This window comes from Vibrio sp. YT-15 (assembly GCF_033337445.1).
Classification (GTDB): Bacteria; Pseudomonadota; Gammaproteobacteria; order Enterobacterales; family Vibrionaceae; genus Vibrio; species Vibrio alginolyticus.
The window spans coordinates 44,044-67,307 of record NZ_JAWOQR010000012.1 but is presented as its reverse complement, the minus strand read 5'-3'; the positions used below and the strand labels follow the sequence as shown (position 1 = coordinate 67,307).

Sequence of the window (23,264 nt, the reverse complement as noted above, 5' to 3'; positions counted from 1 at the left end):
GTCGGTTTGTGTGAAAAATTAATTTCTCGTTGCTGGTTTTAAGTTGTTGAGATATCTCTAGCAGCGGTTGAGTGGTTGAGTTTATTGCTGGCACGGGTTATGTGCTCAGAGCGTAAAGCGACAGATCAGCATCGATCCGAAAGGTAGTAGAACGTCTCTTACTGATCTGTCTATTTCATGCTTATACTATTTTAGGTTGACCATCTGATGCGGTGGCACCGCCGTCTACAGGTAGGTTTACGCCATTAATGAAAGATGCGTCATCACTTGCCAAGAAAGTCACGACAGACGCAATTTCTTCAGGTTCGGCTGCTCGGCCAAGCGCAATGCGCTCATTGAATTTATCGCGGATGTCCTGCGGCCAGCCATTTGTCATGTTGGTTTTTACTAAACTTGGGCATACGGCGTTAATTCTTACCCCATCCGCACCATGGTCCAATGCCATCGCTCGGGTAAGGTTCACCACTGCGCCTTTACTCGCGCAATAGAATGCGGCACCCCAGTCACCACCCAAACCGGAAACGGACGCGGTATTTACCATACAACCTTTCGTTTTTAAGAGTTCAGGCAAAGCAAACTTCGCGCAATAAACAACACCATCAATGTTTACACCAGAGATCTTCTTCCAGTCTTCCACACTACCTTCAATCACGGAACCAGGGACATGTACGCCAGCATTGTTTACTAAAATATCCAGTTTACCGAAACGGGTAACAACATCAGAAATCAGTGCTGCGACTTTGTCTGGATCAGAAACATCAATGGAATGTGCCGACACACGCTGTTTATCAAAGCCCTCAACGGCGTTTGCCAACTGCTCTTCATTCCAATCGGCAAGAGCGACGTTTGCGCCTTCTTCATACAAACGTTTTGCGATGGCCAAACCAATGCCATTGGCAGAGCCAGTCACGAGTGCGACTTTATTTTTTAATCCTCTCATGCGATTTCTCCTTCGAAACTTACAAAAACGGGATCTTGATTTTTCTCTGTGCGCGGCAACATCAGTTTGTCGTTGTCGCTGTAATCTACGGGGATAGCCACCACTGCTGGTCCTTCAACATCCATGGCTTTATTCAATGTCGGTAGTAATTCGTGTTGACTAGTCACTGCGAAGCCTTTCGCGCCAAATGATTCGGCGTACGCCTTGAAATCAATTGGTCCAAATTTCACACCAGAGCAGCGCTGATATTTGTTGATCTCTTGCATTTCTACCATGTTGTAGGCGTTATCAACCCACACAATATGGACGATATTGCAGTTCAGTCTAACCGCGGTTTCTAACTCCATGCTCGATTGCATAAAACCGCCGTCTCCTGATATCGATACCACTTTGCTACCAGGTTTTAGTAGGCTGGCACCAATGGCCCATGGCAGTGCAACGCCCATCGTTTGTTGGCCGTTAGACACCAGCATTTGGCGAGCTCGAAAACAGCTTAAGTAACGAGCGATCCAGATGTGGAAGCTCCCCATATCAAGGCATAGCGTGGTATCTGGTGTGATGATAGATTGCATGGCTTTAATTAGCGCCAGTGGATGAAACCCTTGCTTGTTATAGACATTGGGATAGGTCTTGATCACTTGCCGTTGCAGTGCTACCTCTTCCAGTACTGAAAGTGCCGTTGGGGAAAGGCGAGCATATTCAGAGATATAGCTGCCCATTTTGTCTAATGACTGCGCAATGTTTCCGACGATTTCAACACAAGGCTGATAATTAAGTTGGTATTCAGCCGGTTCAATATCGAGGTGAATCACGGGGTTGCGGTGGCTGTTCCAAAGCTCAGGGTCATACTCTATTGGGCTAAAGCCGATGGTGAGAATTAAATCGGCGTCCCGCAGTAAAACATCGCCAGGTTGGTTATTAAACAAACCGACACGCCCAGCAAAGTGATGATAGTAATTGATGTCTACCGTGCCGGCGGCCTGGTAAGTGCCGACAACGGGTAGCTGCGTATTTTGAAGAAACCGAGCGATAGCAGCAGCGTTTTGACTGCGGCTCGCGTGAAGGCCAAGTAAAACCAAACAGCGCTTTGCTTTACTGATTCGACTGACCGCTTCTTCGATTGCTGCGATGTCTGCGCAACCAGGCTGTGTGTAAGGCGAGGGGACAATAATGTCCGTTTGGGTCTGCTCGGATAAAACATCTTGGGGGAGACTCAAAAAGCAAGCCCCAGGACGACCTGACTCTGCGATACGAAATGCGTTCGCCATGATCTCGCTTGCGGCGTCCACATGCTGCACTTCAGCACTGAACTTAGTTATAGAGCGAAAAATACTGACGGTATCCATGCTCTGGTGTGTTTGTTTTTGCTGGTCAGTTCGTTTCACCGCACCACCGATAGCAATCAGCGGATCGCCTTCGGAGTTTGCTGTTGCCACCCCCGTAACTAGATTTCCACAGCCAGGGCCTGACGTAACCATGGTGACGCCTGCTTTGCCGGTTAGTCTTCCCATAACGCCCGCCATAAATGCGCCGTTAGCTTCGTGGCGTACCGGAATCATTTGGATGTTAGTGTCTTCAATCGCATCGAACAGTCGATCGATCTTTGCACCGGGAATACCGAAAATGTACTTAATGCCGAGAGACTCTAGCTGTTGAGCGATCAACTGAGCTCCATTTTTATTTGAAGGTTTGGATTGCATTTGTTGTCCTTATTATTTGCCTGACTTTGTTACTTTTCCGCCTTTTCTATGGCGGTATTTATATCTTCCGGAGCCAAATTGGCGTTGAGAAAGTCTGTCGATACCGGGGTATCAATCACTAGCCGCGAGACTTTGCCAATCTGGAGGAACCCTGACGAAATGCTGTAATCCTGAATATGACCACCTCCTTGGCGGTCATCAGTAATAAAGTGTTCGTGATAGCCGGGCACATTGATGCCAGTCGTATATTTAGGACTGCGAAAGCCGGCGACCACGCCTTGCTTATGCGTGAAGCGGAATGTTGGTTGCTCTTTGACCACTTCAAGCATTGGTCGATAAGGGCGTGTTTGTTTAGGTACGGTACGAGTACGAACTGAATCGAAAACGCCATCAATGCGCACTGCGCAAAATAGGTTATCGCTTGGAACCATGTCGTCTATGAGGCTATGGACTTCATGACGTGACATGCGCGATGTCAGTGGCAGCTCGATATCAGGCTTAAAAAAAGTCATGACAGCAAAGGGCGTTTTTTGCGCTAGGTCTGCCGGGTTTGCGGAGCCATCCGACTTGAGTTGAAAAACTTCCTTATCAAACGCAATCAACTCACCATCCAATTCATTGAACGTACCTAAACCAAAATCCCCATGTTTCAGCAGTTCTTCTATGGTTGTTGAGCCTTCGTAAACACCAGCTATCAAAGCACTCATTAACGAAGTCTGATAAATCTCACCATCTCCGGTAACGTGATGGTATTCAGAAAATTCTTTCGCTACTTCAAGCGAACAAGCGCATAGAGGGTTATAAAATCCACGCATGAGTAAGACCAGTTATGCAATGAAGAGTATATTTAGATTGACTTCTACACGGTGCTAAATCCAATATAAAAAAGATTTATTTTGATATGGAAAATATATGGAATTTCGCTACCTGAAGTATTTTGTCGCGGTCGCCGAGACTCGTCACTTTACCCGAGCAGCTGAACAGTTAGGGATTGCGCAACCTCCTTTGAGTCAACAAATCAAAAAGCTAGAGCACGAGCTTGGCGTGGACTTATTTAAGCGCTTGTCTAGAGGAGTAGAACTGACCCATGCAGGGCAAGTCTTTTATACGGATGCGGTAAATATTCTTGCTGATGTGGAACGCGCTAAAGCAAAAGCTCGTCAGATTGCTCGTGGTGAAAATACGCAGGTTAAAATTGGGTTCGCGACGTCAACATCAACCTGCATTAAGGTATTGGAGAGGATTGGGCGTATTCAAGAGAATGGGGTTCATTTACAGACGGCGGAACTATCAATGCCAGAGCTTGCCACTCAGTTAAAAAGCAAACAACTTGATCTCGCAATCATGCGGCTACCCTGTTACGCCAGTGAGCCTTTTGAGCACAAGGTGTTGTTTAACGACCCGTTTGTCGCGGTGATTCCGGCGGGGCACGAACTGGCAAAATATCCCTGTATCCAGATGAAACAGTTGAGAGGCCATAAAATTTTACTGTTTCCACGAGAGACGGGCCCCGCACTGTTTGATGGCATGAGTACACTTTTTGCCGACGCAGGAGTAAGGCTCGAACCACAGTTCGCAGCACCGCAACTTCGTACGACGATTGCCATGGCGCAGGCTGGGTTAGGTATTGCTCTCGTTCCGCGCTCACTGGCTGAACATCTCGATGATTCCGCGACAGTCGCCGAGATTGAGGATATCCCTCTCACTAGTCGTGTTGTTGTTGCTTGGGAGGCATCTAATCTCAATAAACAAGCGTTAAAAGTAGCCACGAACATCGGTCATGTTGAGGCTTAAAGCTTTGTCATATAACCTGTCGATTGTACCCAACGAACAAAACTTACTGAAGATTGCGACTCTGTTGTCGTATATATTACCTACATCAAGTTGACTTGATAGCTGAACTCTCGTTTTTATCGAGATGATAATGACGAGGACCTTGATTTAATGCATGGTTAAACCGCAAGGATGATGGATGATTAAAGCGCAAATATTTGATGTATTTTGTGATGAGTTAGCTCAAGGTAATCCATGTGGCGTTGTCGAACTAAATCACTGGCTGAGTGATTCTGAATTACTTCAAATCACTCATCAGGTCGCTCAACCTGTCACATCATTTGTGGTTCAGTCTGGCAGTGACTACCACATTCGCTGGTTTAGCCTAGAAGGAGAGATCAACCTATGTGGACACGGAAGTTTGGGCGCAGGCGCTGCAATCATTTCCAACTATCATCAGAATGAGGTCATTCTAAAAAGCCAGTATGGCCATATTACCGTTACTGAACTTGATGGAATGTACAGGATCGTGATGCCAAGTTGGCAAGCCAAGTCTCATGCCATCCCCTTGGGTATTTCAGGCTTTTCCAATCACCCCGTAGATGCTTTTACAACGCGTGATTTGGTTGTTGTTCTCGAATCCGAAGATGATGTTGTTCGCTATCAACCTAACTTTGATGAGCTGATTAAAATTTATGAGTTTCATGCGGTCATCGTGACGGCTCAAAGCTCTGATAGTGGCTATGTGCTGCGTTACTTTGCACCTAAAATCGGTATTTCAGAAGATCTTGCCACAGGCTCGGCTCAGTGCTCATTAGCGCCTTATTGGTTTGAAAAGCTGGGCAAAGAAAAATTGACGGCTCGTCAGCTATCTCGTGCTGGTGGTTATTTTGAAGTGGCTCGTGGTTCAGAATCTACGATCGTATTGTCTGCACACGTGAAAAGTCGGACTTGAATGTAAACGCCTCTAGCTCCTAACGCAAGAGCTAGAGGCCCCCATTAAAAGTGCCGAGCTAAGATTTTAACCCTGCCGCGGTCATCATGACGCGAAACAGCATTGATACGAACCCCAGAGCTAGCACACTGGCCGCCCAGATCCCAACCATCCAAGCCCATTGGCGGCACCAATTTTTGATTTTCATACTCACTCCTTATCAACTTGTTAATGGTACGCTTCGCCTTCTTTTACTTTTCCGGAGAAGACGTAGTAACTCCAAAAGGTGTAAGCCAGAATGATCGGGATGATGATCACTGCTCCGACGAGCATAAAGCGCTGACTGCTTGCAGGAGCCGCTGCTTCCCATATTGATATGCTAGGAGGAATGATATTTGGCCAGATACTGATGCCAAGCCCTGCGAACCCGAGAATCACGATCACTAGCGCCATCACGAAAGGGCTGCGCTCTTTACGCTTTTTAACGGAGTCAGCAATCTTCAAACATACCAGCCCAGTAATGACAGGTACGGGCAGTAAGTAGAACAAATTAGGCAGAGAAAACCATCTTTCCGCAATGGCAGGGTAAGCAAGTGGAGTCCAAGCGCTCACAATGATTAATGCGGAGATCATCGCCAGTAGTGTTTTGTTAGTGAAGCGGTACATCGTGTTTTGCAGTTCACCTTCCGTCTTCATGATGAGCCATGTGCTACCAAGCAGCGCGTACGTTGCGACTAAACCCAAACCACAAAAGATGGGAAAAGGGCTGAGCCAGTCGAGTTGACTACCTACGAAGACGCGGTTTTCCACCGCAAAGCCTTGAATTACCGCGCCAACAACGATGCCTTGGAAAAACGTGGTTAAAATCGAGCCGACCATAAAAGAGCGATCCCAGAACTTTAAGTGATTTTCCAATGCTTTAAAGCGAAACTCAAATGCTACGCCACGAAAGATCAAAGCAATCAACATCAACGTTAAAGGGATGGTTAGCGCTTCAATAATTACCGCGTAAGCCATCGGAAAAGCGCCAAATAGAGATGCGCCTCCAAGCACAATCCAAGTTTCGTTGCCGTCCCAAACTGGCGCGACACTGTTGACCATGACGTCTTTTTGTTTTTCATCCTTGATGAAGGGCATCAGTATTCCAATACCCAAATCGAAGCCGTCCATGATGATGTACATCAAAGTGGCAAAAACGATGATCGCGAACCAAATCACGGATAAATCAAAATGCATATTCTCTACCTTAACTTTGTGACAAATTCTAGATGCGGCCTGAAACGGTCGTCATGTCGTGCTCATCGTGCTCGATTGCATCGGGGCCTTTCTTGATTTGGTGGATCATGTAGTAATACCCAAAACCAAACACCAAGCTGTACACAACAAGGAAACACAGCAGGCTGATGCTCATTTGTAGGTCTCCGTGTGCAGAAACCGCATCACGCGTTTTTTGTACGCCATACACGACCCAAGGTTGTCGACCAACCTCTGTCGTAAACCAGCCAGCGAGTATTGCGATAAGGCCAGATGGCCCCATAAATAATGAAAATTTGAGGAACCAACGCGAGGTATAAAGCGTGTTCTTTTTTCGTAACCACATGCTGTAGAAGCTTTGAAAAATCATCAGAAGTCCTAGCCCGACCATGATTCGAAATGACCAAAAGACGATAGGTGAGTTCGGTCGTTCCTCTTTCGGGAAGTCTTTCAGCGCCGGGATTGGCTCAGTTAAACTGTGGCGTAGGATCAAACTTCCTAGAACAGGAATTTCTAAGGCATAGTCTGTGCGTTCTTGTTCCATGTTTGGCATGCCGAACAAAATCAATGGGGTTGGTTTGCCATCACTGTTATCCCAATGTCCTTCGATGGCAGCGATTTTGGCGGGCTGGTGTTCCAGAGTGTTTAGCCCATGCACATCGCCAATCACGGCTTGGAGTGGCGCAAGGAACACTAAGATCCCGAGCGACATCGAAAACATGGTTTTTACCGCAGTCGATTGATTGCCTCTCAATAAATGCCAAGCGGCTGACGCGCCTACAAAGAGTGCTGAACTGACAAAAGCTGCGACGCTCATGTGAGCCAAACGATAAGGAAATGAAGGATTGAAAACGATAGCAAACCAGTCGGTTGGCACTACACGTCCGTCGACAATTTCATAGCCTTGTGGCGTTTGCATCCAACTGTTGGAGGCGAGAATCCAGAAGGTCGAAATGATCGTGCCTAACGCCACCATCGAGGTTGCAAAAAAGTGCAGCTTTTCGCCGACGCGACGCCAACCAAACAGCATCACGCCAAGAAATCCGGCTTCGAGAAAGAAAGCCGTTAACACTTCATAAGTCAGTAATGGGCCAGTGATAGAACCAGCGAAGTCGGAGAAACCACTCCAGTTGGTGCCGAATTGATAGGCCATGACAAGGCCAGATACAACGCCCATCCCAAAGTTAACCGCAAAAATTTTCGACCAGAAGTGATAGAGCTTTTGGTAATCGGGATTACGTGTTTTTAGCCATAAGCCTTCCAGCACGGCGAGATAGGTGGCCAAACCTATGGTGATAGCGGGGAAAATAATATGAAAGGATACCGTAAAGGCGAACTGTATCCGTGCAAGCATAAATGCGTCGAGGCCAAACATTAAACTTCCTTTGATCTTTTAAGTTTTATGAGAGAGCTATTTTAAAAGGAGCGGAATGAGGGAAGTAGGTACAGACAGTGACTATAAACCTATAACAGATTAAATATTGAAGTGTTATTATTTTGAATTCGGCTTTATGGAAGGGGATTTGCGTTTGGCGAAGTATCAAGAGTTAGTGGAACAGCTTAAAAGGCAGATAAAATCGGGGATATGGCATCCGGGTGACAAGCTGCCTTCGCTGCGTCGCCAATCTGAACACTCGGGTTTGAGCTTGATGACGGTGTTGCACGCGTATCAAATTCTGGAATCTCAAGGCTGGGTCACGTCACAGCCGCGATCTGGTTATCGAGTCGCGCCCAATATTAAGAGCTCAAATGAACCCCAAGCGCCAGCCGCGGTTTCGTGGACTGAGCAGGTAGACATCAATGAGTTTATCTTTGATGTTCTGCAGGCGAGTAAAAATCCATCCATGATCAATTTTGGCTTTGCCTATCCAGACCCAAGTTTGTATCCACGCTATCACGTGAATCGGGCGATGAGCGCAGCCGCTCGCAATATGCCGATTTCCACCACCTTTGATAACTTACCGCCGGGAAACGAACAATTACGCACCATCATCGCGAAGCGTTATGCTGCGAAAGGCATTGAAATTTCACCCGATGAAATTGTCATTACGGCAGGCGCGCTGGAGGCGTTAACGCTCAGTTTGCAAGCCTGCACAAGACCGGGAGATTGGGTGGTTGTGGAGTCGCCTGCATTTTATGGTGCATTGCAATCCTTAGAGCGGTTAGGCTTGAAAGCGCTCTCAGTAAGAACAGACCCAGTCACGGGCATTGACCTAGACTCATTGGAACGAGCGCTGCAAACACACGATGTGAAAGCATGTTGGCTGATGTCGAACTTCCAAAATCCTCTGGGTTTTACGCTCACCAACGAGAAAAAACAAAAGCTGATTGAGCTGACACAGCGATATAACGTGCCAGTGATTGAAGATGATGTGTACAGCGAACTGCATGCCGAGAATGACTCGGTTTACCCACTAAGAATGTTTGATGACACGGGCAATACCATGTTGTGCTCCTCGTTTTCAAAATCGTTAATCGCAGGGCTACGTATTGGTTGGGTTGCGGCGGGAAAGCGGGCGCTAGAGGTACAAAAGTTACAGTTAATGAGTACATTAGCGACGAGTGCACCAGTGCAAATGACATTGGTGCACTATTTAACAAGCCGCAATTATGAATCGCATTTGAAGCAGTTACGGAAAAAGCTGTTTGAACGTAAAAGTAAGATGACGGTTCTGCTTAGTGAGCTGTTACCTGAAGCAGTCAAAGTGTTAAGCCAAAGCGGTGGGTACTTTATTTGGTTAGAGCTCCCCAAGCATATTGATGCCTTGCCGATATATCGAGAAGCACTAAAAGGTAATATCAGCATCGCACCGGGAAAGATGTTCAGCCTGACAGAACAATACGATCACTGTATTCGTCTTAACGCTTCTTTTGAGCTCAATGACAAATACGTTCATGCTCTCAATCTGCTTGCCAATATTATTCGCGATCATTTGGCGAAATAGCGACTTTCTTCAGTTTTTGGGTTTAATGGAGCGCGCCGGATTTCCAACGACTCGATCGCCCGGCGCAACGTCTTTGGTTACGACAGAGCCAGCGCCAACGACGGCCTGATCGCCAATGGTCACGCCTGGCAGTATGATAGCGCCCCCACCAATCCAAACGTTATTGCCGATTTTTACCGGTTTGGCGATCTCATCTCCGGCTAAGCGTCTTTGTGTATCGAGTGAATGAGCGGCTGTGTAAATTTGCACTCTAGGCCCAATCATGACGTTCGCGCCAACCTCAACCTGCCCATTGTCCAGAATAATGGCATCCCAGTTGATGTAGGTGTTTTCCCCGACGGACAAGTGGCAACCGTAGGTAAGTTGAAGCGGTGGCTCTATACAGGCGCTGTTTTCTAATTGGACGCCCATTTCCGCCAATAGTTGTCTACGGATATCTGGGTTTGGCTCGTGGTTAAATTGGAAGACAAGCTGCGCGGTTTTGGCGCGCATGAGCTTTAGTTCTTCATCCAGACAATTATAGGTTTCTCCAGAGCGCATCCGAGTCAGTTCTGACATAACAATCATTCCATCAATATTATTTGCAATAAGGTGCATAATGATAAGTGAGGGAGATTCGAAGTGAAAATTTGATGCTTAAAAATCAGAAAGTTATCACTGATTTGCCTTGCGTGTTTAGTCGGTTGATTGGCTCGTTGAGTATACAAAGACGTGCTCCTTAAATGGCTTAATCGTGTTGAAGCCAAAGCGGGAAACCACTCGAAGCGTTTTGCGTAGATTACAATATAGTTAATAAGAAGAACTTAATTAAGCCGCTTGCGCTATCGATTGACCTAAAAATTTAAGACTTATGCGCTCTGGCTTGCTGGCAACGATGAATCAAGAGTGAGCACTTTATGTTCGAACGGGTCATTTCATTTTTAGAAACAACGCTGTTTACCTTTAACGAACAACCTATCACGTTGTGGGCGATATTGATGGTGCCGACATGGGTGATTGTCGCTTTATGGTTGTCCAAAATTTTAATCAAAACCGTTACGTCAAGAATGTCCTCATCGGGGAAAGATCCAAACGTTATTCATTTGGTTAAACGGATATTATTTGTCATCGCTCTAGCCATTATTTTTATGACCACACTTTCGATGATCAATGTGCCAATCACCGCGTTCGCCTTTCTGTCTGGTGCCATCGCTATCGGCTTCGGTTTTGGTGCGCAAAACATCATTAACAACTTCATAAGTGGCTGGATTTTGATTGGTGAAAAGCCAATCCGAATTGGGGACTTTTTAGAGGTTGAGGGCGCCAAAGGCACTGTCGAGCAAATAAATACACGTTCAACGAGAATCAGACGAACCGATGGTGTTCATATGCTCATACCCAACAGTCAGTTGATTGAGAACGTGGTGATCAACTGGACGTTATGCGACAGATTAGTTCGTGGCTCGGTCGTTGTCGGTGTCGCGTATGGGAGCGATGTCAAACAGGTTGCTGCCTTAATGGCGGAGGTGACTTCGCAGCAAGCGCAAGTTCTGAGTTCGCCAGCTCCAGACGTGTTTTTTCAAGACTTTGGCGATAATGCTTTGATCTTCGAATCTTATTTTTGGATTAACTCAACGGTTGAAGGCGGGATTCGATCGGTCGCAAGTGCCATACGTTTTGAAATCTATGAAGCTTTCGAAAAGCACGGTATTGAAATCGCGTTTCCACAACGAGATGTGCACATTGATGGGGAAATCAAGTTGTCTAGGGAGAGAAACGGATAGGGCGATAAGCGGTGTAGGTGCCCTTATCTTGGCTTCGAGTAGTGATAGCGAGGCGGTCACAATATGGATTCACCTCGCTAGAAACCAGTTTGAAGGCGTTATTGGTTGTCCCACATGACTTCGCATTCTTCTTTGATTGCTGATTTTAGCAACTCAATCAGTGGAAACGCTCTGCGTCCTAGGCTTACAGCGGGCTCTGCTTGTTCTTCCTCTTCGTCTACATCAGTAGGGAGGTTTTCTTCAGCTGCATTTTTCGCAGATAGAGCAGAAGTTAATCTTGATAGCGCGTCAGGAACATCTTGAGCGGAAATTGATCCCGGCACCGTGCCGCTGTGACCCATCATTTTGAGCATATCTAATGCAATATCACCAAACATTGTGACGTTTGAGTGGCTTCGACAACGAAATGTTATGAGCATTTACCTGATCCTGTTTTATATGTTCGGTTTGAAACTAAATTGTAGCTGAAATCAGACACTAATTAATGTGATGAAGACCGTTGAGCGTTAAGGTTTTTATGAGTAACAATAAAAAACGGGCACGTACGTCTGCATGCCCGTTGAAATACATTACCTGATTGGTTGTTGATGATTTACAAGCTATACGGATCGCCCAGAGCTAATGCGACCCTAGAAGCAGGAGACTTTCCTAACGCACGGCAAATTTGCCAACCCGCTTCATTGATGACGCTAAGATCAACGCCCGTTTCAATCCCAAGTTGCTCACACAGATAAAGTACATCTTCCGTTGCAACATTGCCACTGGCTCCTTTCGCGTAAGGGCAGCCGCCGAGCCCCGCTACTGCGCTATCAATGGTGTTGATGCCCATTAACAAGGCTTGATAGATATTGGCTAATGCTTGTCCATAAGTGTCATGAAAATGTACTGCGAGCGCGTCTTTTGGCAGTAGCGTTAACAATGAATCCAGCATGGCGATAACGCGATTAGGCGTTGCTTTACCGACAGTATCACCGAGCGAAATCTCATAACATCCCATATCAAACAACGTATTGGCGACCTTGGTAGTTTGCTCTGGCTTGATTACTCCCTCATATGGACACACCATGGTACAAGACAAGTACCCGCGTACAGGAATGTTGTGCTGGTTCGCCAATTCGATAACGGGTTCAAATCGAGCGAGACTTTCGGTAATGCTGCAGTTGATGTTCTTCTGGCTGAACGTTTCTGAAGCGGAGCCAAACACCGCAATTCGCTTTACACCGCTTTCCAGCGCACGTTCTAACCCTGCGAGATTTGGTGTGAGCGCGCTATAAACCACGTCAGGCTTTTTTGAGATACCAGCAAACACCTGATCGGAATCGGCCATTTGAGGCACCCACCTTGGAGAGACGAAAGATCCCGCCTCAATATGCTTTAAGCCACTGCTGCTTAGTTGGTTAATCAAACGGATTTTATCAACCAGCGTCACTGCCGTTTCATTTTGCAGACCATCACGAGCGCCGACTTCGACGATATTAACCTTCGCTGGTAGCATATTCGCGCTCCTTATCTTCACTGACGTTATCCGATATCAAAGACAAATTCAGCAGGATGGAACCGTGCTGCACTTGGTCCCCGTGCTGATAAAACAATTCGTCGACTGTTGCTGCGACCGGAGCCGTGATGGTGTATTCCATTTTCATTGCTTCGAGTACCAAAAGCGGATCGCCCGCCGCCACTTCGTCACCTTTAGCCACCATAACTGCTGAAATTATGCCGTTGAGTGGTGCGGTTGGACTTAGTTCATCGTCTACATCTTTTGCAGAGTGAAAGTCAGGTTGATGAGCGAACGTGCGCTGCTGACCAAGATAAAACAGTGTTGTCTTTTGTTCGTTGCTAAGTGCATTAAGGGTGTAACGCACATTATCAATATCGACGATAAATTGGTTGTCACTTTCAAGCAGGATGACCTGATGCAGATCCTCGCCGCATCGGACAGTGAAGTGAGATCCTGTATCTTGCGATGATTGTTGCAAACGTACTTGATGGTTGGCATTGGCATCCGTGAAGTTAAATCGGTAAACGTTGTCAACCGACAGTCTAAAACCTCGTTTGGTTGGCGCGGGTAACGTTGAGCTGTCTGATTTTGAAATCAGATCATTCCAGCGAGCAACCGCCGCCAATGTAAGCCAGATTGAATCCGACACGTCTTGCTGCTCATTTATGCCTTGTTGATGTGTGACGAGGAAACCTGTATCAAGCTCAATCTCTGCAAAGGCTGGCTGCGAAATAATGCTGTGCAGATAACCAATGTTTGTCGTTACGCCACGTACGTGATATTGAGTTAACGCCTGCTTAAGCTGCTTTAGGGCGATATCACGAGTTTGCCCCCAGACGATCAGCTTGCTGATCATTGGATCGTAATATTCGCTGATGCTATCGCCTTGGGTAACACCGCTATCAACTCGTACGTACGCTAGGCGCACATTACTGTCTGATACGGGTTCTTTTAAGTAGTCAATGCGGCCAGTCGACGGCATAAAGTCATTGTCTGTATCTTCTGCGTAAACTCGCAGCTCAATTGAATGACCGTTGTGGGTGATTTCAGATTGCGAAATAGGTAAATGCTCTCCAGCTGCGACTTTGAATTGCCACTCCACCAAATCAACGCCGGTGATCAATTCAGTAACAGGGTGTTCAACTTGCAGACGAGTATTCATTTCCATGAAGTAAAACTCACCGCGGCTATCGAGCAAGAACTCCACCGTGCCAGCGCCAACATAGTCGATCGCTTGAGCGGCCTGAACCGCAGCTTCACCCATTTGTTTACGCAGTTCATCACTAAGACCGGGAGCTGGTGCTTCTTCGACTACTTTTTGGTGACGGCGTTGAATGGAGCAATCGCGATCAGAAAGATAGACACAGTTGCCATGTTGGTCAGCAAATACCTGAACTTCAACGTGACGAGGCTGCAATATACATTTTTCGATTAGAAGCTGCTTATCGCCAAAGCTTGAAAGTGCTTCACGCTGCGCACCGTCGATGGCCAGAGGCATTTCGGCTGCGCTATTGACCACTCGCATGCCTTTACCGCCGCCCCCTTGGGTTGCTTTAAGCATCACTGGGTAACCGATTTTTTCCGCTTCTGCTAATAAATGCTCTACGCTGTTGTCTGTGCCGTGATAGCCCGGAACCAATGGTACGTTCGCCTCTGACATGATGGTTTTGGCTTGCGACTTCGAACCCATTGCTTCAATTGCGCTGGTGGAAGGGCCAATAAAAACAATGCCATTTTCGCTGCACGCTTTCGCCAGTTTCGGGTTCTCGGAAAGAAAACCATACCCAGGGTGGATAGCATCGGCTTGCCATTTTTTCGCAGCGCCGATAATTGCATCGATATCGAGATACGATTCACTCGCAGGAGCGGGGCCAATGAATTCAGCGAAATCCGCTTGTTTAACATGTAAGCTGCTGCGATCCGCTTCGGAATAGACGGCTACCGTCTCGATAGCCATGCTTTTTGCGGTTTTAATGATTCGGCAGGCAATTTCACCGCGGTTTGCGATCAGTATTCTTTTAAACATGATTCCTCCAATTGGCGGCGCGCTTTTCAAAAAATGCAGCTAGTCCTTCTTGTCCTTCACTGGACACGCGAGCGGTTGCAATAGCTTGGCTGGTGTATTCAATTAATGAATGATCGATAGGTTGGTTATGACAGCGTAAACAAAGTGCTTTTGCAGCCTGCATGGCTTGTGGACCGTTGTTGAGCAGGTGATCAATGGTGCGATTGACGGCTTCACGTGGTTGAGCGTCTATCTGATGAAGAATACTCATCGATAGCGCGGTTTCGGCATCAATCAGTTCCGCGGTTAAAAAGTAGCGTCGGCTTTGTCGTTGTCCAATCGCTCGGATTACGTAAGGTCCGATGGTGGCGGGTAACAAACCGAGCTTCACTTCACTCAAACAAAATCGGCTTTCAGGTGTACCAATAGCGATATCGCAGCAGCAGATAAGCCCAAGTGCGCCGCCAAATGCAGCGCCATGCACCATAGCAATAGTCGGTTTGCTAAAGGTATCCAGTTTGTGCAAGAGCAACGCTAACTGCTGTGCATCTTGCAGATTTTCCCCCTCGGTTTTGGTGGCCATTGACTGCATCCAGCCAAGATCCGCACCCGCAGAAAAGTGTTTCCCTTGCGCCGTTAGTACCAATGCACGTAGAGAGTTGTCTCTCTCAAGTTTTTCCAAGGTGTCGATAAGTGAAGCAATTAATTCATCATTAAACGCGTTGTGTTTCTCTGGTCGATTGAGGCTCAACCAAGCAACGCCATTGCTGTCTTTTTCAAGCAGTAGTCCGGTCATGTGACTTCCTTTGTCTGACATTTCAGTCTGTATTTCAATGCTCGCTAACCATTACTTTTTAAACATCGGTATTCGCGAGGAGTTAAGGTTTGCCTTGCATCCGGCTACATACGGAAGATGCCAAATTTGCTGTCTGGTATTGGCGCATTAAGCGCAGCAGACAGAGCAATGCCGACAACATCACGGGTTTTCGCAGGGTCAATAATGCCGTCGTCCCACAAACGAGCACTGGCGTAATAAGCGTGACTTTGAGTCTGATATTGCTCCGCAATTGGACGTTTGAACGCTTCTTCTTCCTCCGCGCTCCAGCTTTCACCTTTGCGAGTTTTGATATCGCGGGTCACTTGCGCCATCACGCCAGCCGCTTGCTCTCCACCCATGACGGAGATGCGCGCGTTTGGCCACATCCACATCATGGTTGGATCATAAGCGCGGCCACACATGCCGTAGTTTCCTGCGCCATACGATCCACCAATCACTACGGTAAACTTCGGCACGTCTGCACACGCAACAGCAGTTACCATTTTCGCACCATGTTTGGCGATGCCTTCGGCTTCGTACTTCTGACCGACCATAAAGCCCGTTATGTTCTGCAAGAAAAGCAGAGGAATTTTGCGTTGTGCGCACAGCTCAATAAAATGCGCGCCTTTTTGTGCTGATTCTGAAAATAGAATGCCGTTGTTAGCGACAATGCCAATCGGCATACCGTGAATATGGGCAAAGCCACAGACCAAGGTTTCGCCGAACAGGGCTTTAAATTCATCGAACTGGGAATCATCAACAATTCGGGCAATGACCTCTTTAACATCAAACGGCTTTTTGAGATCGGTTCCGACGATGCCGTACAGCTCTTGGGCAGGAAAACGTGGTTCCTGTGGTGCTTTTTGCTTGAGTTGAACGGGTTTCAAGTGGTTAATTTGAGAAACCGCTTGTCTTGCCAACTCTAACGCGTGGTGATCATTTTCTGCGTAATAGTCCGCCACGCCAGAGGTGCGACAGTGAACGTCTGCGCCACCAAGATCTTCCGCGCTGACTTCTTCACCTGTCGCTGCTTTTACAAGAGGTGGACCTGCCAAAAAAATCGTGCCTTGTTCTTTGACTATGATGGATACGTCGCACATGGCAGGAACATAAGCGCCGCCAGCGGTACATAGCCCCATGACCACCGCAATTTGTGGAATGCCTTTGGCCGACATACGGGCTTGGTTGTAGAAAATACGGCCAAAATGGTCTTTATCTGGGAATACCTCATCTTGGCGGGGTAGGTTAGCGCCGCCAGAGTCGACTAAGTAAACACACGGCAGTTGGCATTTTTCTGCAATTTCTTGTGCTCTTAAGTGCTTTTTCACGGTGAGTGGGTAGTAACTGCCGCCTTTTACCGTCACGTCGTTGGCAACGATCATACACTCGGTGCCGTCAATTACACCCACACCGGCAACCACTCCAGCACATGGAACGTAATCTGGATACACATCCCAGCCAGCAAAATGACCAATTTCTAGAAAGGACGAACCAGGGTCGAGTAGGGCAAGAATGCGCTCACGTACCGGAAGTTTGCCTTTCTTCTGCTGATGCTCGCGGGCTTTCTCACCGCCACCATCTTCTATTTGGGCAGTCACGGTATAAAGTTGATCTACAAGTGACGCCATAGAGCGGTAGTTTTCCTGATACTGCTCTGAATGGGTGTTAATATTGGTCGTCAAACAAGCCATAAATAGCCGATCTCCATTCGGTAGACGGGTGTCACCACCCGTCTTTATTTAGGTTGAATAAGATTTAGATTGAATAAGGAAGTTGTTTCGAGTTCGAACCGCCTAGGTATGATGATTAGGCGCTTTCGTTAAACAATTCGCGACCAATAAGCATACGGCGAATTTCTGAAGTGCCCGCACCGATTTCATACAGCTTGGCATCTCGCAACAAACGGCCCGTATCAAACTCGTTGATGTAGCCGTTACCGCCAAGTAGTTGAATCGCATCCAGTGCCATCTTGGTTGCCAGCTCTGCGCTGTAGAGGATCGCGCCAGCAGAATCTTTACGTGTGGTTTCACCGCGATCACAAGCGGCAGCGACGGCGTAAACATACGCTTTAGCGGCATTCATTTGTGTGTACATATCCGCGATTTTTGCTTGAACTAGCTGGAATTCACCGATGGATTTACCGAACTGTTTACGGTCGTGAATGTAAGGCACAACGATATCCATACACGCCTGCATGATGCCAAGTGGGCCGCCTGCAAGCACCACACGTTCGTAGTCGAGGCCGCTCATCAATACTTTCACGCCTTGGTTTTCTTCGCCGAGAATATTTTCCGAAGGGACTTCGCAGTTTTGGAAGACCAGCTCACACGTATTCGAGCCGCGCATACCCAACTTGTCGAGTTTTTGTGCTTGAGTAAATCCAGGGAATCCGCGTTCCACAATAAATGCCGTGATGCCTTTGGAGTGCTGGCTTGGGTCGGTTTTTGCGTAGACAACATAGGTGTGTGCATCAGGGCCGTTGGTGATCCACATTTTGTTGCCATTTAATAGGAAAATATCGCCTTTACGTTCGGCTTTAAGCTGCATAGAGACCACATCAGAGCCGGCGCCGGGTTCACTCATAGCAAGGGCGCCGATATGTTCACCGGAGATGAGCTTAGGTAGGTATTTCTCTTTTTGCACTTGTGTGCCGTTACGGTGGATTTGGTTGACGCAAAGGTTGGAGTGAGCGCCGTAACTTAACGCAACCGAAGCGGATGCTCGGCTGATTTCTTCCATAGCGATAACGTGGGCGAGATAGCCCATGCCTGCACCACCAAACTCTTCGCTGGTGGTCACACCTAAAAGACCCATGTCACCTAATTTGGACCAAAGATGGTTTGGAAAGTCGTTAGTTTGGTCGATAGATTGCGCTAGCGGCGCAATTTCTCTTGCAGCAAAACTATTGATTTGCTCGCGAAGCAAATCGGTATTTTCGTCATAAACAAAGTTCAGGGAAGAGTAGGTAGATTTCATTGCGTGTCCTTGCCTTTACGTCACCTACATCCCAGAGTTGAGGTGTTAGGTGACTTTTTCGCCTTTCATGGATCTCAGTGTGTTTTGGCATCGCAACTGCGCAGCATTTAACTCCATCATTACCGCTTGAATGTCGTTTGCTTGCTGTTGCAATGCTGCCTTCTTCTCTTCGATCAACCGAATCATATAGTTCAACTGCTCAGTACTTTGATCGGTATCGTAGAGTTCAAATAACTCTTTGATATCTGCAAGAGAAAAGCCCAATCGCTTACCTCGCAAAATCAGTTTTAGTCGAATTCGATCACGACCATTGTAGATTCGAGTGTTGCCTTTACGTTCTGGAGTTAGGAGACCTAAATCTTCGTAGAAGCGAATGCTTCGAGTAGTAATGTCGAACTCTTTCGCGAGCTCGCTGATCTTAAATGTGTTCATTCCTTAACCTTACGACTTTCGTATAACATTTACATGAATATACAATTCGTTAACGTTAAAGTAAACAAACAACATCCACTCTTGAGCCTTGATATCACTCGCATTTACTCGAAATCAAAGAATTACTCGAACAAACAATAACCTCAAACTTGACGTTAACGTAAATGTTAGTATAGTTATGACGTAAACGTCAACAAAAGGTTAATGGAATGAAAAATGAAACATGGATTGTTGCCGCTAAGCGAACGCCTATCGGCTCTTTTCAAGGTGCATTAGCTTCAACAGATGTCACGGAACTCGGTGCGAAAGCCATTCAAGGGGCGCTAGCCGAAAGCCAACTCGATGTGCACAAAATAGACGAAGTGTTGATGGGGTGCGTTTTACCCGCCGGTGTGGGGCAAGCGCCTGCAAGACAAGCAAGCCTTAAAGCTGAAATGCCACAATCGATTGGTTGTACGACACTGAACAAAGTTTGTGGATCGGGTATGAAAACCGTGATGCTGGCATATGACCTTATTCAATCTGGTAATGCGCATGCTGTCATCGCTGGTGGCATGGAAAACATGTCGTCTTCTCCTTATCTATTAAAGAAAGCGCGTGATGGTTTCCGTTTAGGTCACGAGCAAGTGCTTGATCACATGTTTTATGACGGTTTGCAGGATGCCTACCAAGGCGAGCTGATGGGTGTCTTTGCAGAACAGACGGCGCAAAAGTATCAGTTTAGCCGTGAAAGTATGGATGCCTGGGCGCAGCAGTCGGTGACTCGTGCGCAGCAAGCAATCGAACAAGGCTTGTTCAAAGAAGAGATCGTGCCTGTTAACGTAAAAAGTCGGCGCGGCGAAACCTTGGTTGTAGATGATGAGCAACCGAGCAAACTCGACGTCACTAAAATTCCTACCTTACGCCCTGCGTTTGCCAAAGATGGCGGCGTAACCGCAGCAAACTCTAGTTCCATTTCGGATGGTGCGTCGGCAATGATCTTAGTCGATAGTGAGTTTGGTCGTCAGGAAAACCTTCAACCTCTAGCCAAAATTGTCGCGTACAGCACGCATGCAAGACAGCCTGATGAGTTCACCATCGCACCAGTCTTCGCGATTGAATCGCTGCTGGAAAAAACGGGCTGGGAAAAATCGGACGTGGACCTTTGGGAAATCAATGAAGCTTTTGCTGTCGTGACTCAATACGCGGTGAAAGCACTCGAACTGGACGAGAGCAAAGTGAACCCGCGCGGAGGGGCTTGTGCGCTGGGGCATCCAATAGGCGCAAGTGGCAATCGAATCCTTGTCACTTTGATTCATGCGCTAAAACAAACTGGTGGTAAGCGTGGCGTTGCATCGCTTTGTATTGGTGGTGGCGAGGCTACCGCTATCGCGATTGAAATCTGCTAAATCACTCTCAACAAAGTTTCACTTACATAACAGTAGTCAGTAACAAGCTGAAAAATACAAGGATGTCATCATGACAGAACAAGTAAAGCAGTATATCGGTGGTGAATTTGCCATCTCCGATTCAAAACAATGGCTAGATGTAACCAACCCGGCAACCAACGAAGTGATTGCACAAGTACCTTGTGCCACGGAATCGGAAATGAATGCGGCGATTGCCAGCGCAACAGAAACGTTCAAACGCTGGAAAGAAGTTGCAGCGCCGGAGCGTGCTAGATTGATGTTGCGTTACCAACATCTGCTAAAAGAGCAACACGATGAGTTGGCGATACTGCTTTCAAGTGAGACAGGCAAAACCCTCGCGGATGCAAAGGGTGACATTTGGCGTGGGATTGAAGTCGTAGAACAAGCGGCGAACATTTGTAGCTCAATGATGGGCGAAACGGTGGAAAACGTCGCGACCAATATTGATGGTTACTCTTACATTCAACCGCTCGGTGTTTGTGCTGGCATCACACCCTTTAACTTCCCTGCGATGATCCCATTGTGGATGTTCCCGATGGCGATCGCTTGTGGCAACACCTTTATTCTAAAACCTTCGGAACAAGTTCCGCTGACTGCAATGAAATTGGCAGAGCTATTTGAACAAGCTGGTGCACCAAAAGGTGTATTGCAAGTTGTTCACGGGACCAAAGAGCAAGTCGACCGCATTCTGACTGATCCAGTTGTTCGTGCGATCTCTTTTGTTGGCTCTGTGCCCGTTGGTGAGTACATCTACAAAACAGGTACAGACAACCTGAAACGCGTGCAGTCATTTGCAGGTGCTAAGAACCACATGGTCATCATGCCGGATGCAAACAAACAGCAAGTCATCAATAACCTAGTTGGCGCGTCAGTTGGTGCTGCAGGCCAACGCTGTATGGCGATTTCGGTTGCCGTATTTGTCGGCGAAACCAAAGAATGGATTCCAGAGCTTAAAGAGGCGTTAGCTCAGGTTCAGCCTGGCGCGTGGGATGATGAAACCGCCGGTTATGGTCCACTGATTAGCCCTCAAGCGAAGCAGCGAGTGGTGAATCTGATTAATGAAGGCAAAGCGTCAGGCGCGAATTGTGTTCTGGACGGGACAGACTGCCAAGTACCTGGCTTCCCGAACGGTAACTGGGTGGGGCCAACACTGTTTACCAACGTGACCACAGACATGTCGATTTATCAGGAAGAAATTTTCGGGCCTGTACTGTTAACTATGGAAGTGGATGACCTAGATGAAGCGATTGAACTGATCAATGCAAACCGCTTTGGTAATGGTACGTCTATTTTCACGGCGAACGGCGCTGCCGCGAGAAAGTATCAACACAATATCGAAGTAGGTAACGTAGGAATCAACGTACCGATTCCGGTGCCATTGCCGTTCTTTTCGTTTACTGGGTGGAAAGGCAGCTTCTACGGCGACCTGCATGCTTACGGTAAACAAGCGGTTCGCTTCTACACCGAGACGAAAACTGTCACCGCGCGTTGGTTTGAAGATGACATTCCAAGCGGTCCAAACATGACTATTCAACTTAGCTAATTACTGGATTAGCGACACCTCTAGCCAAGCGCCACCGTTTAAGTGGGCTTGGCTCGGATACAAATGCAACGAATTAGACCTTAGGACTTCAAGATGGATTTTGAATTAAACGAAGATCAACTCGCGTTTGCCGAAGTAGCAAAGCAGTTTGCAGACCAAATGTTAGCGCCTCATGCGGCCGAGTGGGATGAAAACCATCACTTCCCTAAAGATGTACTGCGTCAAGCAGGTGAACTTGGCTTTCTGAGCATCTATACGCCGCCAGAGCATGGTGGTTTGGGATTGTCTCGTTTGGATGCGGCGATCATTTTCGAGCAGTTGGCTATGGGTTGTACCGCGACTACTGCGTTTATGACCATTCACAACATGGCGACGTGGATGATCACCAGCTTTGCCAAAGCCGAAGTGGCGCAGCAGTTTAGCGCGGATCTAATTTCGGGTGAAAAGCTCGCTTCCTACTGTTTAACCGAACCTAATGCAGGCTCTGACGCCGCTTCACTGACGACCAGTGCAGTGCGTGACGGCGATGAGTTTGTCCTGAATGGCGCAAAAGTATTTATCTCTGGTGCGGGTGATACGGACGTTCTTGTCGTGATGGCGCGTTCGTGCGGCGAAGGAGCGGGTGGCGTTTCTGCATTCGTTGTTCCTGCTGATTGCGAAGGCATTAGCTACGGTAAAAAAGAAGCCAAAATGGGTTGGAACTGCCAGCCAACTCGCATGATTACCTTCGAAAATGTCCGCATTCCGGCTGACTACCTGTTGGGTGAAGAGGGAGAAGGCTTTAAGTTCGCCATGCTTGGCCTTGATGGTGGTCGAATCAATATCGCTACTTGTTCCGTCGGTACTGCGCAACAAGCACTGAACGAAGCCAAGCAATACATGAACGAACGCAAACAGTTCGGCCGTTCACTGGCGCAATTTCAAGCGTTGCAGTTCAAGCTTGCTGATATGGCGACTGAGCTGGTCGCTGCGCGTCAAATGGTGCGACTCGCTGCCGCTAAACTCGATGCCCAGCACGCAGAAAAAAGTGCGTACTGTGCCATGGCAAAACGCTTTGCTACTGATGTGGGCTTTAAAGTCTGCGATCAGGCGCTGCAAATTCACGGTGGCTATGGCTACATCAAAGAATATCCAGTCGAGCGACATTTCCGAGACGTTCGTGTTCACCAAATCCTTGAAGGTACCAACGAAATCATGCGTCTGATCGTCGCAAGACGATTACTAACGGAAGGCGTTGAGCTGCTTTAGTCAGCGAGACACAGCCTTACCTAAAGA

General features: G+C 47.5%; 21 protein-coding genes. 7 read left to right on the top strand and 14 right to left on the bottom strand.

Annotated features, from left to right (window positions below; genetic code table 11):
- Window positions 1–181: 181 nt before the first annotated feature.
- Genes R7D93_RS19295 through budA form a run of 3 tightly spaced genes read right to left on the bottom strand, consistent with a single transcriptional unit; the run spans window position 182 to window position 3,455 of the window.
- Complete coding sequence (locus R7D93_RS19295) at window positions 182–940, bottom strand: SDR family NAD(P)-dependent oxidoreductase (protein ID WP_005373277.1); 759 nt, start codon at window positions 938–940, stop codon at window positions 182–184.
- Complete coding sequence (gene alsS, locus R7D93_RS19290) at window positions 937–2,640, bottom strand: acetolactate synthase AlsS (RefSeq protein ID WP_225496022.1); 1,704 nt, start codon at window positions 2,638–2,640, stop codon at window positions 937–939. Before alsS ends, R7D93_RS19295 begins: the two co-directional genes overlap by 4 nt.
- A 29-nt stretch (window positions 2,641–2,669) precedes the next feature.
- On the bottom strand, window positions 2,670–3,455 hold the full coding sequence (budA, locus tag R7D93_RS19285) for an acetolactate decarboxylase (protein ID WP_005373273.1): 786 nt from the start codon (window positions 3,453–3,455) through the stop codon (window positions 2,670–2,672).
- Between the two features lie 97 nt (window positions 3,456–3,552).
- Between budA and R7D93_RS19280 the strand changes: the two genes are divergently transcribed.
- Complete coding sequence (locus tag R7D93_RS19280; protein WP_213901161.1) at window positions 3,553–4,434, top strand: LysR family transcriptional regulator; 882 nt, start codon at window positions 3,553–3,555, stop codon at window positions 4,432–4,434.
- A 178-nt stretch (window positions 4,435–4,612) separates the two neighbouring features.
- On the top strand, window positions 4,613–5,368 hold the full coding sequence (locus R7D93_RS19275) for a PhzF family phenazine biosynthesis protein (protein ID WP_225496021.1): 756 nt from the start codon (window positions 4,613–4,615) through the stop codon (window positions 5,366–5,368).
- A 58-nt stretch (window positions 5,369–5,426) separates the two neighbouring features.
- On the opposite strand, the gene R7D93_RS19270 is transcribed toward R7D93_RS19275, so the two are convergent.
- Genes R7D93_RS19270 through R7D93_RS19260 form a run of 3 tightly spaced genes read right to left on the bottom strand, consistent with a single transcriptional unit; the run spans window position 5,427 to window position 7,976 of the window.
- Window positions 5,427–5,555 (bottom strand): DUF2474 domain-containing protein, encoded by a 129-nt coding sequence (locus tag R7D93_RS19270; RefSeq protein WP_015313385.1) that lies wholly within the window; start codon window positions 5,553–5,555, stop codon window positions 5,427–5,429.
- A gap of 20 nt (window positions 5,556–5,575) precedes the next feature.
- A complete protein-coding gene (cydB, locus tag R7D93_RS19265) occupies window positions 5,576–6,583 on the bottom strand; it encodes a cytochrome d ubiquinol oxidase subunit II (RefSeq protein WP_025520823.1) in 1,008 nt (335 codons plus the stop codon).
- 28 nt (window positions 6,584–6,611) lie between these two features.
- The gene (locus R7D93_RS19260) at window positions 6,612–7,976 is read right to left on the bottom strand and encodes a cytochrome ubiquinol oxidase subunit I (RefSeq protein WP_005477080.1); all 1,365 of its coding nucleotides are present in this window, start codon (window positions 7,974–7,976) and stop codon (window positions 6,612–6,614) included.
- Window positions 7,977–8,112: 136 nt separating this feature from the next.
- Here R7D93_RS19260 and R7D93_RS19255 point away from each other — a divergent pair, with 136 nt between their 5' ends.
- Window positions 8,113–9,546 (top strand): PLP-dependent aminotransferase family protein, encoded by a 1,434-nt coding sequence (locus R7D93_RS19255; RefSeq protein WP_318096952.1) that lies wholly within the window; start codon window positions 8,113–8,115, stop codon window positions 9,544–9,546.
- 9 nt (window positions 9,547–9,555) lie between these two features.
- Here R7D93_RS19255 and R7D93_RS19250 read toward each other — a convergent pair whose 3' ends face one another.
- Window positions 9,556–10,104, bottom strand: coding sequence for a sugar O-acetyltransferase (locus R7D93_RS19250; RefSeq protein WP_132937146.1), 549 nt, complete (start codon window positions 10,102–10,104; stop codon window positions 9,556–9,558).
- A gap of 338 nt (window positions 10,105–10,442) precedes the next feature.
- Between R7D93_RS19250 and R7D93_RS19245 the strand changes: the two genes are divergently transcribed.
- Window positions 10,443–11,309 carry a mechanosensitive ion channel family protein gene (locus tag R7D93_RS19245; protein ID WP_047101328.1) on the top strand — a complete coding sequence of 289 codons (867 nt, stop codon included), beginning with the start codon at window positions 10,443–10,445 and terminating at the stop codon, window positions 11,307–11,309.
- A 98-nt stretch (window positions 11,310–11,407) separates the two neighbouring features.
- Here R7D93_RS19245 and R7D93_RS19240 read toward each other — a convergent pair whose 3' ends face one another.
- The 7 genes from R7D93_RS19240 to R7D93_RS19210 form a co-directional block, all read right to left on the bottom strand.
- On the bottom strand, window positions 11,408–11,728 hold the full coding sequence (locus R7D93_RS19240; protein WP_005373256.1) for a DUF1840 domain-containing protein: 321 nt from the start codon (window positions 11,726–11,728) through the stop codon (window positions 11,408–11,410).
- Window positions 11,729–11,901: 173 nt separating this feature from the next.
- On the bottom strand, window positions 11,902–12,804 hold the full coding sequence (locus tag R7D93_RS19235; RefSeq protein ID WP_005382683.1) for a hydroxymethylglutaryl-CoA lyase: 903 nt from the start codon (window positions 12,802–12,804) through the stop codon (window positions 11,902–11,904).
- Window positions 12,785–14,833 (bottom strand): acetyl/propionyl/methylcrotonyl-CoA carboxylase subunit alpha, encoded by a 2,049-nt coding sequence (locus tag R7D93_RS19230; protein WP_225496019.1) that lies wholly within the window; start codon window positions 14,831–14,833, stop codon window positions 12,785–12,787. Before R7D93_RS19230 ends, R7D93_RS19235 begins: the two co-directional genes overlap by 20 nt.
- Window positions 14,826–15,608, bottom strand: a complete 783-nt coding sequence (locus tag R7D93_RS19225) for an enoyl-CoA hydratase-related protein (protein ID WP_225496017.1) — start codon at window positions 15,606–15,608, stop codon at window positions 14,826–14,828. Before R7D93_RS19225 ends, R7D93_RS19230 begins: the two co-directional genes overlap by 8 nt.
- Before the next feature lie 104 nt (window positions 15,609–15,712).
- Complete coding sequence (locus R7D93_RS19220) at window positions 15,713–17,320, bottom strand: carboxyl transferase domain-containing protein (protein WP_213867652.1); 1,608 nt, start codon at window positions 17,318–17,320, stop codon at window positions 15,713–15,715.
- Window positions 17,321–17,435: 115 nt separating this feature from the next.
- The gene (locus R7D93_RS19215; protein WP_213867653.1) at window positions 17,436–18,605 is read right to left on the bottom strand and encodes an isovaleryl-CoA dehydrogenase; all 1,170 of its coding nucleotides are present in this window, start codon (window positions 18,603–18,605) and stop codon (window positions 17,436–17,438) included.
- Window positions 18,606–18,650: 45 nt separating this feature from the next.
- Entirely contained in the window at window positions 18,651–19,037 is a 387-nt protein-coding gene (locus R7D93_RS19210) for a MerR family transcriptional regulator (protein WP_005373242.1), read from the bottom strand.
- A 209-nt stretch (window positions 19,038–19,246) separates the two neighbouring features.
- Between R7D93_RS19210 and R7D93_RS19205 the strand changes: the two genes are divergently transcribed.
- The 3 genes from R7D93_RS19205 (at window position 19,247) to R7D93_RS19195 (ending at window position 23,237) form a co-directional block, all read left to right on the top strand.
- Window positions 19,247–20,425: a thiolase family protein gene (locus R7D93_RS19205; protein ID WP_149192084.1), complete on the top strand. Its 1,179-nt coding sequence runs from the start codon at window positions 19,247–19,249 to the stop codon at window positions 20,423–20,425.
- Window positions 20,426–20,495: 70 nt separating this feature from the next.
- Complete coding sequence (locus tag R7D93_RS19200) at window positions 20,496–21,989, top strand: CoA-acylating methylmalonate-semialdehyde dehydrogenase (protein ID WP_005382664.1); 1,494 nt, start codon at window positions 20,496–20,498, stop codon at window positions 21,987–21,989.
- A gap of 93 nt (window positions 21,990–22,082) precedes the next feature.
- Window positions 22,083–23,237 (top strand): acyl-CoA dehydrogenase family protein, encoded by a 1,155-nt coding sequence (locus R7D93_RS19195; protein WP_005373226.1) that lies wholly within the window; start codon window positions 22,083–22,085, stop codon window positions 23,235–23,237.
- Window positions 23,238–23,264: the final 27 nt, after the last annotated feature.